Annotated in this window: 13 protein-coding genes and 1 pseudogene; 6 read left to right on the top strand and 8 right to left on the bottom strand. The window is 66.3% G+C overall.

Going from position 1 to position 14,988, the window contains the following annotated elements:
* The 5 genes from ACZ5K7_RS35930 to ACZ5K7_RS35910 all read left to right on the top strand — a co-directional run.
* The coding region (locus ACZ5K7_RS35930) for a glucose-6-phosphate dehydrogenase assembly protein OpcA (RefSeq protein ID WP_468920335.1) at positions 1-448 on the top strand (448 nt) is incomplete at its 5' end.
* 471 nt (positions 449-919) lie between these two features.
* Positions 920-1,867 carry an RNA polymerase sigma factor gene (locus ACZ5K7_RS35925; protein ID WP_468920333.1) on the top strand — a complete coding sequence of 316 codons (948 nt, stop codon included), beginning with the start codon at positions 920-922 and terminating at the stop codon, positions 1,865-1,867.
* A gap of 153 nt (positions 1,868-2,020) precedes the next feature.
* Complete coding sequence (locus tag ACZ5K7_RS35920; RefSeq protein ID WP_468920331.1) at positions 2,021-2,860, top strand: alpha/beta fold hydrolase; 840 nt, start codon at positions 2,021-2,023, stop codon at positions 2,858-2,860.
* Complete coding sequence (locus ACZ5K7_RS35915) at positions 2,857-3,696, top strand: GNAT family N-acetyltransferase (protein ID WP_468920328.1); 840 nt, start codon at positions 2,857-2,859, stop codon at positions 3,694-3,696. The genes ACZ5K7_RS35920 and ACZ5K7_RS35915 overlap by 4 nt, the downstream gene beginning before the upstream one ends.
* Before the next feature lie 246 nt (positions 3,697-3,942).
* Complete coding sequence (locus ACZ5K7_RS35910; RefSeq protein ID WP_468920325.1) at positions 3,943-4,479, top strand: sigma-70 family RNA polymerase sigma factor; 537 nt, start codon at positions 3,943-3,945, stop codon at positions 4,477-4,479.
* 130 nt (positions 4,480-4,609) lie between these two features.
* Here ACZ5K7_RS35910 and ACZ5K7_RS35905 read toward each other — a convergent pair whose 3' ends face one another.
* From ACZ5K7_RS35905 to ACZ5K7_RS35890, 4 genes are all read right to left on the bottom strand, one after another.
* Complete coding sequence (locus ACZ5K7_RS35905; RefSeq protein WP_468920322.1) at positions 4,610-5,446, bottom strand: alpha/beta fold hydrolase; 837 nt, start codon at positions 5,444-5,446, stop codon at positions 4,610-4,612.
* A gap of 145 nt (positions 5,447-5,591) precedes the next feature.
* Entirely contained in the window at positions 5,592-6,611 is a 1,020-nt protein-coding gene (locus ACZ5K7_RS35900) for a zinc-binding dehydrogenase (protein ID WP_468920319.1), read from the bottom strand.
* A 264-nt stretch (positions 6,612-6,875) separates the two neighbouring features.
* Entirely contained in the window at positions 6,876-7,640 is a 765-nt protein-coding gene (locus ACZ5K7_RS35895; RefSeq protein WP_468920363.1) for an MBL fold metallo-hydrolase, read from the bottom strand.
* A 480-nt stretch (positions 7,641-8,120) separates the two neighbouring features.
* Positions 8,121-9,803: an FAD-dependent oxidoreductase gene (locus tag ACZ5K7_RS35890; RefSeq protein WP_468920318.1), complete on the bottom strand. Its 1,683-nt coding sequence runs from the start codon at positions 9,801-9,803 to the stop codon at positions 8,121-8,123.
* Between the two features lie 220 nt (positions 9,804-10,023).
* On the opposite strand from ACZ5K7_RS35890, the gene ACZ5K7_RS35885 reads away from it, so the two are divergent.
* A complete protein-coding gene (locus ACZ5K7_RS35885; protein ID WP_468920315.1) occupies positions 10,024-10,509 on the top strand; it encodes a VOC family protein in 486 nt (161 codons plus the stop codon).
* Between the two features lie 31 nt (positions 10,510-10,540).
* On the opposite strand, the gene ACZ5K7_RS35880 is transcribed toward ACZ5K7_RS35885, so the two are convergent.
* From ACZ5K7_RS35880 to ACZ5K7_RS35865, 4 genes and pseudogenes are all read right to left on the bottom strand, one after another.
* Positions 10,541-11,350, bottom strand: coding sequence for an alpha/beta fold hydrolase (locus ACZ5K7_RS35880; protein WP_468920312.1), 810 nt, complete (start codon positions 11,348-11,350; stop codon positions 10,541-10,543).
* 417 nt (positions 11,351-11,767) lie between these two features.
* Positions 11,768-12,424 (bottom strand): annotated as a pseudogene (locus ACZ5K7_RS35875) (RNA-guided endonuclease InsQ/TnpB family protein); the annotation flags it as partial.
* A gap of 391 nt (positions 12,425-12,815) precedes the next feature.
* A complete protein-coding gene (locus ACZ5K7_RS35870; RefSeq protein WP_468920310.1) occupies positions 12,816-13,547 on the bottom strand; it encodes a helix-turn-helix transcriptional regulator in 732 nt (243 codons plus the stop codon).
* Positions 13,544-14,779 (bottom strand): LuxR C-terminal-related transcriptional regulator, encoded by a 1,236-nt coding sequence (locus ACZ5K7_RS35865; RefSeq protein ID WP_468920307.1) that lies wholly within the window; start codon positions 14,777-14,779, stop codon positions 13,544-13,546. Before ACZ5K7_RS35865 ends, ACZ5K7_RS35870 begins: the two co-directional genes overlap by 4 nt.
* Positions 14,780-14,988: the final 209 nt, after the last annotated feature.

The raw sequence follows: 14,988 nt of genomic DNA, 5'->3' as shown, positions 1-14,988 counted from the left end.
CGCTCGCGCGGACGCCTACACCCCCGGCGACACGGACCTGTCCTGGACCCGGATCACGCCCTGGCGCTCGATGCTGGCGGCGGCCCTGGACCAGGCCGCTACCACGGTTACCGAAGCAACCGTAGTAGCGGAGGAGGACAACGCGGGGGCCGAACTCTTGGCCGCCTGGCTGAGTGTGAGGTTCGGAGTGTCGGTCGGTCGACGTCCGAGCCCTGGTCCCGCGATCACTGCTGTCCACCTGGGCACCAAGAACGGTGACATCATCGTCGAGAGGCCACAGGGCCCCATGGCAACGCTGACTCTGCCCGGCCAGCTGCCGCGCACTGTCGCGCTGAAGACGCGTCCCATGTCGGAGCTGCTCGCCGAGGAGTTGCGGCACCTCGATGCCGATGAGATGTACGCCTTCGTTCTGCGCAGTCTGGGCACTCTGCACGGGGGCATTGTCTGACCGGGCGCCGCCCCGCCGGGTAGCTTCCCTGAGGACTGTGAACTGTGATGGTTATTGGAAAGTTGGGTCGCTTCAGTCGCTGATTCGATAGCGGCACCTCTTTGACGTGCGGTTTTACGAGGTGCCGCCCCAGCGACTGAAGCCCCCGGTTTCCTCCCACCCTCTCGGCGGAGGGCGGCAGTCTGGCAGCCGGCACGCCAGTTGCTTCACCACTCCATCCGCAGGTGATGCCTGCCGCGTCGTCCAGCGGACGTCGCCTGCACCTCCGGCTCATGCCATCAAGCAGGCTGACCTTCCCGCCTGGAGCACACGGTCTGCCGCACAGCCCGAAAGGGCACACTTTCCATCCCTGCGGTGCAACCTGATTGGGAGATCGGGCCGGAATTACAGCGGCGCCCTGTCGGCGCCGGGGGGTATGACACCCGAAGAGGAGCACGCAGTCTTGCTGTACCCCCTTGGTACTGTTACCGCATGTCCGATTTTATGATAAAACGGGCGCCGTCGGACTCGGAACTGGTGCGTGCCGCCCAAGCGGGCGATGCCGGTGCCCTCGGCCTTGTACTCGCCAGGCACAGAGCGAGCATGTACGCGGTCGCGCTGACCCTCCTGGGAAGCGACCCGGAAGCTGAGGACGCTGTACAGGAAGCCGTCCTCAAGGCGCTGCGTCGTATTGGCGACATTCGGGACCCGGACGCGGCCGGTTCCTGGCTGCGCATGGTGGTACGCAATGTCTGTCACTCCCAGCTGCGGAAGATCTCCGCGATCCCCCTGGCCGACCCGTCCCAGGCCGTTCCGATGCACCGTCATGGCTCACTGCCCGATCCCGCGGAGGTGATCGACGGGCTCGCTCTACGGAACTGGGTATGGACCGCCGTAGAAGCTCTGACTCCGCCCTTGCGCCTGGTGACGTTGCTGCGCTACTTCACCGATGTGACCTCCTACGACGATATCGCGGCCCTGTGTGGCACACCGGTCGGAACCGTCCGCAGCAGGCTCAGCCAGGCGCGCGCGAAGCTGTCGGAGGCACTGTCGCGTTCGTACGACGCGGCACACGACGATGCGACCGCGCTGACTGTTCTGCACCGCGATCTGGCGCAGGACATCATGATGTCTGCGCACCGCGGAAGGCTCGGTTCGGCACTGCCGGACTGGTGGTCCCCCGACGCACAGGTGACCTGGCCGACGGGAAAGCGGACTGGCATGGACTACCTCGGTAGCGCATTCGATCGCGATGTGTCGGAGGGAGTCCGCCACGAGTTGCGGAATGTGACAGCCAGCCGTGAGTTGGTCGTCTGGGAGGCCGAACTCATCAATCCGCCGGAAGACCCTTTCCACTGCCCGCCCAATCTCGTGTGGGTCCATTTCCTGGAGGGCGGCCAGGTGGGAAGAGTGCGTCTGTACCACCCACGCTCCCGCTGAATCAGTCCTCCTGGCGAGAAAACCCAGCGGCGGATCGAACTGCTGAGGTTCTCACCGCGTCTTGAAAAGATGAACGAACCCCATGGTGCATTTGCGCACCCAGCGGTGACAGGAGTTGCGGACGGCCGGACGCGGGCCATTGTCGTGGACGGAGTGCGGCAGTTGTACCGGCTCGCCGGTCAGGGCCCGCTGTGCCTCGTGCATTCGGGAGGACCCGGTGTGCACCCGGAGTATCTGCGCATGCCGGGACTGGAAGAACAGCTGACTCTGGTCTACATGGAACCCGTCGGCTCAGGCGCCAGCGGTCTGCTGCCGGACGGCGACTACTCCATGTCCCGCTACGCGCGATACGCCAAGGCTGTGCTGGACGACATCGGGGCGCCGACCGCGTTCTTCCTGGGCCATTCACACGGAGGCTTCGTGGCCCAGCAGTTCGCGATCGACTACTCTGATCGTCTCGACGGACTCATCCTCTACGACACCGCCCCGGTGTCCGGGCAGGAACTGACGGAGTCCGCGACCGAGAACATGTCCGCCTTCGTGCGGCGTTGGCCCCATCGGCCAAAGGCGGCAGCGGCAGGCCGGTTGTGGCACGCCGTCGTCGTGGCGCGGACACTGGACATCACTGACGACGAGTCGCACCAGGACTACCTGAACGCCCTCCTGCCGGCCTATTTCGCCGATTACGAAAAGACCCTGCGAGAGGTGGGGGAATTCACCCTCCGAGTCACTCATGACGCGAACCGGCTCCCGGTCCGCTGGGACGTACGGGGAAAACTCGGAGCGATCGAGGTTCCGACGCTGGTGATCGTCGGCACCCATGACTTCATCTGCCCGCCGCGATTCGCGTACGAGATAGCCGAGGGCCTGCCGCACGCGCTGCTGTACGAGCTGTCTGACAGCGGGCACTTCGGCCATGTAGAGGAAGCAGATAAGTTCACCGCAGCCATCGCGGGCTTCGTCGACGACCAGAAGAAGGAGAATCAGGCGTGACGACCACTGTCCCCCTCCAGTTCGCAGAACAAACCGAGATCGAGGCCTACACGGACTTCGCGACCGGGGCGCCACCGTCCGTGCGAGAAGCACTCGGTGTGAGCTCTTCGCGAGCCGGCTCGGTTCTCGCGCTGGCGATCCGGGAGGACCCAAGTCGGTTCTTCAACCGCGCCGGCGGCTTCGGCGCCGACGGGCCGCCTACGGCGGATGCTCTGGCGAAGGTGTGTGACTTCTACCGTGCGCAGGGCGTACCAAGAGGCTCGATCATGATCGGTCCGGAGCTGCTGCCGCGGGACTGGTCCGCGACCGCCGCGAAAATCGGCCTCGCCGAGGGCAACCGTCTCGTCAAGCTGGGGTGCGAAGTGGCGGCCCCGCTGTCCGCGCCCGACGGAGCAGCGGCGCTCGATCCCGCCCTGCGGGTCGGAGCCGTCGAGCCCCATCAGGCGCACGAGTGGGCGGCGGTCATGATGACCACCTTCGGCCTCACCACCCCGCCCGGCATGATCGAGATGGCGGCCTCCTGCGTCGGCAAGCCGAGCTGGCGGCAGTACGCCGTCTGGGAAGGTGAGCGGATCATCGCGGTCGGCAGTGTCTACCTCAACGGTGAATGCGCGGATATGTTCGGCGGAGCCACCCTTCCCGAAGGGCGTGGCCGCGGCGCCCAGACGGCACTCCTCATCGCGCGGGCCCAGGCGGCCCGAGCCGCCGGTTGCCGTTGGCTCGTCGCCGAAACGGGTGCGGAAGCCCCCGGCGACCACAACACCTCCCTGCACAACATGCTGCGCCTCGGCTTCGAACGGATGTATGAGCGAGTCACCTGGGTGTGGTCCGAGTGAGTTTCCACGAGTGATGCCCACCGCGCATCGGGCGATGCCGAAATGGTCTTGGACGAGTACCGAGACAGCCTGATGTGATGGCACCGGCCAGGCGCCTGCGACGCCTCCGGTTCTTTGGGTACGCCACGCCCCAAGAGCGGTCTCCGGCCCGGGTCACGCCCCGTTCCCGGGCCGGAGAGGGCGCGCTCTGCCTCTGAACCCATCAGCGGCGACGGTCGGCCGCTGTCGAAAGCAGAAACCCCGAACATGACGTCAACCGCGCATCCGGTGAGCCCGGGCATATCACCACAACACACCTACGCGCAGGCCTTGGTGATCCTGCACTACCCGGCCCTGGTCGCCTACGCCGAGAAGCTGCTGGCCGATCCCCATCTGGCCGAGGACATCGCGCAGGAGGCTCTGGTCCGAGCCTGGCGGCACATCGACAGGCTGCGTACCGGACACGGCTCGGTGCGCCGATGGCTCTTCAAGGTGACGTGCCACCTAGCCCTGGACCGCACCCGGAGCGCGGCAGCCCGTCGTGAAACGGTCACCGACGAATGGTGTGACGTCGCGCAGCCGGATCACGGCGACGATGTACTGGCCGGCATCCACGCCAGAACCCTGCTGCGGGACTTGAGCGTCGAGCACCGTGAAGTACTTGTCCATACCTGTATGTACGGCTTCTCCGTCGCGGAAACCGCGGCACGGCTCGGCATACCGGCCGGAACGGTCAAATCCCGTCAGCACTACGCGCTGCACGCCTTGCGCAAAACCGCTGAAGTACTCCCGGGCGACGACTAGCCTCGACAGCGGAGATGGCCGAGGGCGCCCGGCGGAGACGGTGAGGCGAGGGCGTCACCGCACCCCTCCGGGCATGAATATGCCGTGCGGGGGAGGTCGACTACGTATCCCCCACACGGCACGACATTGCTCAGGCGGACAGGAACCTGTTCACCTCGTGAGCGAAATCCTCGGGGTGCTGGAACAAGAAGCCGTGCCCCGCGTCGCTGTACAGGACCGCTTTGGCGTTGGGCAGTTTCTGCGACATCGCGTAAGTGGCATAGGCGTGGATCATCACGTCGTGGGCGCCGTTGGCGACCAGGACCGGAAGCTTGAGCTCCTCCTGACGGTTCCAGAAGCCCTTGAAGGAGCTAATGGCCCCCAGCTGGCCGCGAACCGCCTCGGGGCCCACCACGGCCTGGGACTCGTCCAGACGAGTCTCCAGGCGCTTGAGCGAAGCGCGTCCGGCGGCGACGGCGCCCTCCGTCTCCGGGAAAAACAGGTACAGGAAGTCCTCATCCACGTTGACCGGCTTGCCGATGGTCTGCTGCGTGCGCACCGGGGGAGTGGGCAGGTCGGGCACCCCGCCCGCCGAGCTGCCGGCCACTACCAGATGACGGACGATGTCCGGAGCCGCCAGCGCGACGCCCTGGGCGACAATGCCGCCCATGGACCAGCCCAGCACGTCGATGTCCGTCAGCCCCAGTGCACGGATGAAGGTGAGTGACCCCTCAACCATGTCTTCCATAGTGGTCGGCGGATTGCCCGTGGAAAGGTTGACACCACGATTGTCGAAGATGATGATCTCGCGCTCGGCGGCCAGCAGGTCCAGGAAGGCAGGGTCCCAATGGTCGATGGTGCCGCGCAGACGCATGTGCATCACCAGCGGCCGCTCACCGGCACGACCGAAACGACGGTAGGCGAAACGTTCTCCGTCCGGTCCATCGACATAGTGAGTCTCGGCCGAATCGGCCACATAGGTGGACATGGAATGGCTCCTGTCAGCAAGAGGCGGCTCCCGGCGCCGGGAACCGATTGGGTGGTGCGCCCAAGGAGCGCCTTGGGCGGGCCGCTTGTATGCGGCCGGTGGTCTTCGCCCCGCAGGCAGCGCGAAGACCACCGATAATGCGCCGTCAGACGCTGAGGACCATGCGGAACCGGGCCTTGCCGCTCTTCATACGGTCGTAGGCCGCCTGCGCGTCCACCAGTGATGCCTGCTCCACCATCGGAGCGACGTCCTGAGCACCGGCGAAGGCGAGGTTCTCCTCGTTCTCCGCGGGAGTGCCGGTCAGAGAGCCGGACACCTGCACCGCGCCGAAGATCAGCTGCCGCGGCAGAACCTGAACCGGCTCGGGAGACACACCCACTACGACGAGCCGGCCACCACGGCTCAGACCGCCGAGGAGCGAACTCACATCGCCCCCGGCAGCGGTGGCCAGAATCATCTGCGCGCCTCCCAACTTGGTCAGCTCCGCTGCGGCATCCGAGCCCTTGCTGTCCACGTACTCGTGCGCGCCCAGCTTCCGGGCCAGTTCCTCCTTGTCGGTTCCGCGCGCCACCGCGGCCACCCGCATACCCAGAGCCCGCGCGTACTGAACGGCCAGATGCCCGAGACCACCGATGCCCTGCACAGCGACCAGATTGCCGGGCACCAGACCACCGGGCTGCCGCACGGCCTGCGTCAGGGCGTTGTACACCGTGAACCCCGCGCACAGCAGCGGTGCCACGCGCACGGCGCTCACATCCTCCGGGATCGCCACCAAGCCTGTCTGCCGGGCGTACATGTACTCGCCGTAGCCGCCGTCGACGTGACCACCCGTATACGGCTGATCGGTGCAGCCCACGAAGTCGCCCAGACGGCAAGCGTCGCAGACTCCGCAGTGCCCGCCGAGGAAACCGACCCCGACCCGGTCACCTACGTGCCATGTCGATACGCCCTCACCGAGAGCATCGATACGGCCCACCGCCTCGTGACCGGGAACCCGACACACGTCCTCGGAGGCATGCGGGTGCACGGCGATCGAGTCGCTGTGGCAGATGCCGCAGGCCTCCACTCGTATGCGCACCTGGCCAGGACCGGGCGGAACCAGCTCACGCTCGGAAAGGCGGAGACCGCCGTCAGGCGCGACCTCGACAACTTGGTAAGTGGCCATGTGCAACTCCGTGGATGGAAGGCAATTCCGGCGCCGCGCCCCGGCCTCGGACCAAGAGGCGCAAAGGGTGGTGCGCGGCGCCGGGCGGGTGCCGGACGCGCGGCGGACTACGCGCCCCGCGCGGCGGTCTGCAGGCGCTGCCCTGTCAGCTGCGGGCACGAGGCGATGTCCGTCTCACGCGCCATGCCCTTCCAGCATGACGCGGAGTTGTGGAATCTTTGTGTCTACGGTCTTGACCGCCCTCGGAAGCGTGCGCGACCGGTATCACCGCACGACGTGGCCCCGGGCCAATGTCACCGCTTCCTTGACGCTGCCCGCGTAGACGGGGCCGTGGCCGGGCAGGACAGTCCCGGCGTCGATTCCCTCCAATACGTCCAGGGACCGCTCGGTTATGGAAAGATCGGTGTGGAACATGGCAGGCAGCAGTTGCGGGCCTGCGATCCGGGATGTGGGGTGAGCGGTCACCAGGGCGTCACCGCTGATTAGAATTCCGCTGCCGGCCAGCACGTAGGCGCAGTGTCCCTCCGTGTGCCCCGGCGTGTGCACCGGCTCCGGCGCGCCGGGCAGGTCCAGTGGGCCAGGCGTGGGGAACGGCGAGGGCTGGATCACAGGCACCTCAGTGGTGCCGCCCGCCTTGATCGCGTGAATGGCCCACGGCAGTACCCCCGGACGCCACGCCTGGAGCAGTACCTGCCCCACCGAGACCTGGTGCAGGAAGTCGCGACGGGCGTGCGGCACTTCCTTCTCATGCATCAGAATCGGTGTGCCGTGGGTCGCCCGCAGGCGTTCCGCGGCGCCGATGTGGTCGTTGTGCGCATGCGTCACCAGGACCGCGCGCACGGACTCGGGCCTCAGCCCCACCGCGGCCAGTGAGCCCAGCACGAGGTCGTGATCATTCGGGTATCCGGTGTCCACCAGCGTGGCGTTGTCGCCGTCCTTGATGATCACCCAGTTGGTGTTGCTTCCCGACACGAGATACACGTCGTCGCCGACATGCGTGATGTCCTCATCGCGCAGTTGCTTCGTCATGTGTCGTCCTACTCTTCGCAGCGCGAGCATGTCAGGAATGGTCGTGATCGTCTGCGGTCGGCCGAGCTCGGCGATACGCATACGTGTCTCGTACTGTCAAAGTGTATCTGTCAGGAACTGCTGCCTGGAGCGTCCTTCGAGACGCCGGACACCACACACGTATGGTGGGTGGCCGTCGATACTTGCCGTACTCTGAGTAACAAGATCACAGTTCTCGCGGTGTCAGCGGCGACCAGCCATGACACCCCCAGATTCGGCGTGCCATACCCGTGGCACCACACTTTTCAGGGGGACCGCCCATGCAGACTTCGCACAACGATGTCCGGAAGGCCCAAGAGAACTACGAATCCCATCTTGAGCTCTGCCACCAGTGCACCTCCCAGGGAACCCTGTGTGCCGCCGCGAAGTATCTACGACGGCTCTACAACTCGGCTCTCCGGACGGCGCCTCCCGTTACCTGAGCAACGGTCGCCCCCCCGTTCACAGGGTTGCGAGGTACTGGTGCACGGAGCGTACCGCGCTGGCACCGTCTCCGACGGCGGCGGCGACCCGCTTCATCGAATCAAGACGCACGTCGCCAGCCGCGAACACACCCGGCACGCTGGTCTCGTACGGCAACGGGTCGCGTCCCAGTTCCTTCCAAAGCGGCCCGAGGTCGGCCCCGAACAACTGCCGGTCGGTCGGGACGAATCCGTTGGCGTCGAGCACCACATCGCTCAGCCACGACGTTGCTGGCTTGGCCCCGATGAAGCAGAACAGTCCCGCGCACGCCATGTGACCGGTAGTCGTCCCCGCGTCGCGTGTGGTGAGTGTCACACCTTCCAGATGAGGATCGCCGTGCAGAGCCGTCACCTCGGTGCCGGTGAGCACAGTAATCCGAGGATCGTTCACGATACGCTCCACCAAGTAGGCCGACATACGCGCTCCCAGGTCAGAACCACGTACCACGAGCGTCACGCCGGCCGCGTGATTGGCCAGGTGCAGTGCGGCCTGTCCCGCGGAGTTGGCCCCGCCCACCACCACGACAGGCCGGCCGGCGACCGCTTGCACCTCCAGATCGGTGGCGGCGTAGTAGATACCGCACCCCGTCAGTTCCGCCCAGCCCTCCAGGGGCAACGCCCGGTACTCTGCGCCCGTGGCGACGATCACCGCCCGCGTCTCGATGCGGGTGCCGTCCGCCAGGGTCACTATGTGACCGCCGTTCTCCGTGCTCAGCGTCCGGACGGCGCACGGACTGGCGATATGCGTACCGAACTTCAGAGCCTGCACTGCGGCCCTGGCAGCCAGGTCCCCGCCGCTGAGACCGAATGGGAAGCCGAGGTAGTTCTCGATACGAGCGCTTGTTGCGGCCTGGCCGCCAACGGCGACACCGTCCAGGAGAACCGTCTCCAGGCCCTCTGAGGCACCGTAGACCGCGGCGGCCAAGCCAGCCGGACCGGCGCCCACGACTGTGAGGTCCGCCGAGCCGCGTCCGGTGCGCCGGTAGGCCAGGTTGAGCTGCTGGCTGATGATGCCGGGAGTCACACGTGGGGTCGTCTCATGCGGCGTCAGCGCGACCGGCAAGTCTTGTCCGGTGAGGCCGGCCGCATCGACGGCAGCCTCGCCCTGGGGGGAATCGCTTTCGATCCACCGGTGCGGGACACCCTGCCGTTCCAAGAAGGTGCGCATCGCCATGCCCGCGGCCGAGCCGGCGTCCCCTACGATGCGCAGACTCTGCTCGGTTGCATACCGCAGGAGCCTTCGCCGCGCGAGGAAGGCGCGCAGGAAAACATCTGAGAGTTCAGTCTCCTGAGCCATGAGCCGGCGGAACGCATCCGGGCTCACCCGCAGGATGGTGCCGCTCGCCGAGACGCGCACGGTCACTCCGCGTCGCTGCCCGGTGAGCAGATTCAGCTCGCCCGCGAACTGTCCGGGGCCGTACGTCATGAAGACTTGCTCACCGCCGTCTTCTGGCGACGGATTCAGCGCCTCCAGCGTCGCGGTTCCGCACAGGAAGAGGTCACCGGATTCGTCTCCCGCCTCGAAGAGCACGTCGCCAGCCTGCACCTTCTCCCGGCTGGCGTAATCGGCGGCCCGAGAGAGCTGTCCGTCGTCCAGCCGGACCGCGGCGACAGGGAGGAGTTCATCGAGACCGTCGCCGATCTCGGGGAAAGATGTTGCCATGTTCGAAGCATGCCATCGTGCCGCGCGCGCAGCCACGGATGACCTGCATCCCGAGGCATTCACGTGTAACCCCTGCACATGAGGACAGCTTTACTGCACAAAAGGGAAACTTCTACTCTCCCTGCCGCAGACGCTGATGCACAGCTACCCCTGTACATTGTCCGCGTATCAGGGGAACTGCCCCCTCTATGGTTCATATGCTGAAGGACGCGTGTGTCGCATGACCGATCGCCCCGTGGTGCGAAACCTGCACCACATCAAGCTTCCCGTTTCCGATCTGGAACGAAGCATTACCTGGTACAGCGAAGTCCTGGGAGCACGCCGTCTCGAGCAGTTCGACCACCGCACACACAACGGGCAGCTCTTCGCCGTGATCCTTGAGGTTCCGGGCGTAGACACTCACGTTGAACTGCGTCTGGACCCGAGGACCGCACGGCGGCTGACCGGCTTCGATCCTCTGACGTTCGCCGTCGCAGACCGCGTGGAGCTGGACCGGTGGATCCAGCATCTCGACGGCCTCGGGGTTGTCCACTCGCCAGCCCTCGTCGGGATGGTGGGTTACCTCCTCGTGGTGCCCGATCCAGACGGCACCCGGCTGCGGTTCTACACCGACGAGCAGCACGGCCTCGGGCCCTCCCAAGTGGATTTCACATCCCCTTGGCTGCGTCCGGACGCCACGCCGGACGTGGACGTGGCGACCGGATGAGAGCGAGCGGCGTGACAGAGCGCACGCCTCCCTACAGGGAATCCCAGAATCCGGACATCGCCCTCACGGTCTCCTGGGGGCGCTGCACGTGGGGTGAATGCCCGGTCTCCGCGAACACGGTGTGCCTGGCCTTCAACCGCCGGGCCATGTCCGCCAGCAGATCCGGTGCCCAGGTGTCGTCATTGTCGCCGTTTAGAACGTGCACCGGGACGCTTCCGAGCCGGGCCAGATCAGCAGTCCGGTCGGGCTCGTCCAACAGATTGCGTCCGGCGGCCAGCAGATGCGTGCGGTTGGTGCGCAGCCACCGGACCCGGCGCGCCTCGGCGTCGGGGGACACGGCCCGGTTCGGGCGCAGTTTCTCCATGGCGTGCCACACTTCCTCCAGCGTCATGGTGGAGAGTGCTCCCATGAGCAACTCCACCTGCGCCCTGCGAGCTTCGCCCACCTGGGCGGGCCCCGCGGAGAGCAGTGTCAGCGACATGAATGTCTCGGGGGCGCTCAGGACCGCGCCCCGGGCGAGCTGGCCGCCCATGGAATGACCGACCAGATGTACGGGAGCATCGAGGGCGCCAGCCAAAACCGCGACGTCGGCGCTCAGTTGCTCCCGCCTGTAGGCCGACCCATCATGGCCGCCGAGAGTCTCGTTCTGGCCTCGCAGATCTACCGCGACGGCTCGGTGACCGACGGCGGACAGGAGGGGAAGCAATGCCGTGAAGTCCTCCTTGTCCTTGGTGTAGCCGGGCAGCAGGAGAACGGTGTCCCGCGCGGCGGTCGGAGGTTCGGAGATGAGGGCGGCAAACACACCTCGCGATGTGTGCAAGTCCTCGCGGACGAGAGGCATATGTGAAATCTGGGACACGATACGTATTGTAGATCCGAGTGGCTAGCAGCGCCGGATGAGTGGCGGGCTGGCTTGCAACCGCATGTTGAGTGACCCTCAGCCGACGACCGATCCGCTCGTTCGTTAGCCTGCCGCCGCCCGCGAGACGGGCCTCCTCCGCCTCACGGACGGTCAGGTGTGCGTATGCGCCGCCTCCGTGGAACGTGAGAGTGCCGCCGATACCGCGGCGAGGCCTGATGCGCTCTGCGCCGCGACGGCAGACTGCCGTCGGCGGGCAGGCGTCCGACCCTGGGGGCAGTGTCGTTGCCTATGCGGGGGGCCTGCATACGCGTGAGCCGTCATACCAGGGGCAGTCAGGCAGCAATGATGACCTCGGAGGGCTCGTCACCCTTTTTGACTTGACTTCCGCTCCCCGGGCTAAAGCCCGGGGAGTCCTACCACGGTCGGCTGACCGTCTCGGTGGGTTCCTGCTTCACCGCGCTGGGCCGGTGCGAATACCGGTCTTACCTGCGCTCCACAGGCTGACACCGCCAGTCCGGCGGCCTTGGCGACGTTGACCGCCGCGTTGATGTCCCGATCAAGGACGGCCCCGCAAGCCCCGCATTCCCGCACGCGGATGTGCAGGGGCTTTGGACCGTCCTTGACGCCGCACACGGGGCAGACCTGAGAGGTCGGCTCGAACCGTCCGACGCGGAGGAAGCTGCGGTCGAAATTTCGCGGCCTTGTACTCCAGCATCGTCACGAACGCGGACCATCCCGCGTCGTGGCCGGACTTGGCCAAGCGCGTACGGTGCGTACGGGCGAGCCCCTTCACCGCCAGGTCCTCACCCGGCGCAGGAAGCGCGGGGCGTCGATCTTCGTGTTGTCGGAAAGGACCGCGAAGTGTCCGAGGCCCAGGTCGATGCCGATGGCGGATGCCACGTCGGGCAGCGTCTCGGGGTCGCTCTCCACAACGAAGGACGCGAAGTACCTTCCGGCGGCGTCTTTGATCACGGTCACTGTGGACGGCACGAAGGGGAGGTTACGGGACCACTTGACCCGCACGTCGCCGATCTTCGGCAGGGACAGGTCCCCGAACATATCGACCAGGGAGATCCATCGGCGGGTCTGCGCAGCATGGTGAGACTGGGCTCGGTCACACCACGCGCGATCTGGCCGAGAAACGTGGACGGTACGCCCATCGCCGACGCAAGCGCACGTACGGGCTCAGCCCTCTTGCGACGCGTAGCTTTTGGAGCCGACTGTTGATCACGACCATCCACTATGTGTCGCGCCGTGCGGGGAGCAGGATTTGGGTCTTCCCAAGCACGAGCGAGAGTTCGAATGTCGTTCTCGATCCGCGAGCACAAGGAATCGACATCTGTGCACGAACACTGCTCACCGGCGCGCTCAGCGGCATCTTTGGGACACACTACGGGCGGCCGCGGTTGATGAGCACGGCCCGGGCATCCCGTGCAGGCGCCGCTTACATTGCCCCGTTCCGGATGGCGTATGCCACTGCCTGGGTCCGGTTGCGCAGGCGCAGCCGTGTGACGACCTCATGCAGCACGTTCTTTATAGTGCGCTCCGAGTAGTTGAGCCGCCCCGCCACTTCCGCAGTGCTCAGCCCATCCGCTAGCAGGCGCAGGACCTCGACCTCACGTGTTGATAGGTCAGACGAGCGAACCTGGTGTGCCGGCAAGGAGCGCAGGCGCTCGACCAGAGCCCGTACCAAGGTCGGGGGCAGGGGGGACTCACCGTGCAGGGCTCGTCGACTCGCCTCGACGATATCCGCGTAGGCGACCTCGTTCCGCAACAGCACGCCTACCACCCCATGGTTCACCGCGTGCAGCAGATGCCGTTCGCTGATGGAGTCCACCACGAGAAGGACGGGCAGGTGCTGCCCCTCCTGGGTTTCGGTGACCTCTTGGACGCGCCCGAGCGTTGCCGGAGTCATTGCATGCGCCAGGACCAGCGCGATATCCGCGTTCTGCCATTCACCCCAGGGCACCACTTGCACCCCCGACGCCGTGCGCAGGTAGGCGTCCGCACCTTCCTGAGTGAGGATGTCGCTCGCCGTCAGAGTGAGTCTGACCGATACCGTGTCCGGGTCCTCCGTCTCCCAAGACGAGTCAGCGGCAGGTACTGAGGTGAGACGCAACAGGCCGGCCGGGCTCTGCCGCTTGTGTGTCGATGCCGTGGCCGCATGTCCTGTCATGTGTGATCACCTAGTTTCTGCAGTGCGCGGTTGAGTTCCCGCCGTGACCTGGCGCCCAGCCGCGGAAACACCTTGTACAGATGAGAAGCAACCGTCCGTGGTGAGAAGAACAGCCTTTCCGTGATCTCCTGTTCGGACGGGCTTTCGGTGGCCGGCTGGACGATTCGGTGCTCCTGGGCGGTCGAGGTGGGGCGCCCCCCGGCGTTCACCTGCAAGACCATGCTCGTCCCGGGGACACTCACACCTACCGTGTGTAGTTCGGCACGGACGGTCTCCTGCCAGGGTACGGCCTCCAGACGTGTGAACATCTCGTACGCTGTCCTGTGAGCACGCACCAGCGCAGTTTTCCATTGCCGCTTCGGCCGCAACCCGTGATTCAGCGCGAATCTGCCGCGTGCGAACGGCTGATAGAAGACCGAGGCTGCCTGCACAGCCGAGTGGAACGGCCCCTCTGTGCGGTCCACGTAGGCGTATCCCGCCACGGCGTCATGGACGGGGCCGGGCGGTAGCGGTGGCACGCTGGCGCCGCCCAGCGCAGTGTGTTTCGCCATTGCGAGCAAGAACGTGGCGCGAAAAACCCATTGAGCGTTGTGGGCCGATCCAAGGCGGCCCGCCTCTCGGCGGACCTGTCGCAGATGTTCGGCTGCCTGACCGTTCCTCCACTGGCAGGCGCACATCATGAGCAGCCGAGCAATGAGACTCGGGGCGAACCGGGTCAGTCCCTCCCGCTCCAGCCACTGACGCTCCGCCGTGAGTGCCTCCGACCAGTGCCCCCCGGCGACCCGGTGGTATTCGTCGAGGGCGGAGTCGTCCTCTCGCCACGCAGCGTCCGCCGACCTGGTTGGTCGGCGCGAGCCGGGGCGGCTGCCGTCCGAAGCCGTCGAGGAGATGAAGCCTGACAGTCCGGCCTTGTGGTCCTCGACCCTTCCTGTCGGATCCAGATGGGCAAGCACGGTGGTGCGCAGCGCAGGTTCGGGCGAGTCCTGGGTGTTTGGCCGGTGCGGCGGCCCGCACGCGGCACCGGGACGATGAGTCAGTGCGGTGAGCGAGGCCAGCTGAAAGGCGGCCAAGTCACCGTCGTCGGGATTCTGGGCCTGGCAGTGTCCGAGGGCCGAAACCAAGGCCGCCTGGTCCGTTTCGGCTACGAAGACCGTGCCGAATCCGGCGCACGCCCGAATGAGATCGAGGGCGCCGGCCCGTCCGCGCCGCAGGGCCATCAACGCGGCTGCCACGTATCGGTGACCTTCCTCTACGGTCAGTTGAACGGGACGCCGGCGCGCTCCAGACGCCCCGGTCTGCCGCAATGCCGTATATGCGGAGAGTCCGCCGCCGACGGCTTCTACGGACAGTGCCCAGCGGAGCGTGGAGAGGAGGTCGATGGGACCACCGCCTCCGCCTGACAGGCACCGTACATGCCAGTTAGGGTCGGCCGCCCGGTCCG

Source organism: Streptomyces sp. NPDC031497 (assembly GCF_055580905.1).
The sequence above is the reverse complement of the archived record's forward strand: the minus strand, read 5'-3'. Positions and strand labels throughout refer to the sequence as shown.

What these genes read in the sequence shown, in the direction of transcription:
- ACZ5K7_RS35925 (WP_468920333.1), top strand. Translation starts at nt 920, where the DNA reads ATGTCCGATTTTATGATAAAACGGGCGCCGTCGGACTCGGAACTGGTG.
- ACZ5K7_RS35910 (WP_468920325.1), top strand. Translation starts at nt 3,943, where the DNA reads ATGACGTCAACCGCGCATCCGGTGAGCCCGGGCATATCACCACAACAC.
- ACZ5K7_RS35905 (WP_468920322.1), bottom strand. Translation starts at nt 5,446, where the DNA reads ATGTCCACCTATGTGGCCGATTCGGCCGAGACTCACTATGTCGATGGA.
- ACZ5K7_RS35900 (WP_468920319.1), bottom strand. Translation starts at nt 6,611, where the DNA reads ATGGCCACTTACCAAGTTGTCGAGGTCGCGCCTGACGGCGGTCTCCGC.
- ACZ5K7_RS35895 (WP_468920363.1), bottom strand. Translation starts at nt 7,640, where the DNA reads ATGACGAAGCAACTGCGCGATGAGGACATCACGCATGTCGGCGACGAC.
- ACZ5K7_RS35890 (WP_468920318.1), bottom strand. Translation starts at nt 9,803, where the DNA reads ATGGCAACATCTTTCCCCGAGATCGGCGACGGTCTCGATGAACTCCTC.
- ACZ5K7_RS35885 (WP_468920315.1), top strand. Translation starts at nt 10,024, where the DNA reads ATGACCGATCGCCCCGTGGTGCGAAACCTGCACCACATCAAGCTTCCC.
- ACZ5K7_RS35880 (WP_468920312.1), bottom strand. Translation starts at nt 11,350, where the DNA reads ATGCCTCTCGTCCGCGAGGACTTGCACACATCGCGAGGTGTGTTTGCC.
- ACZ5K7_RS35870 (WP_468920310.1), bottom strand. Translation starts at nt 13,547, where the DNA reads ATGACAGGACATGCGGCCACGGCATCGACACACAAGCGGCAGAGCCCG.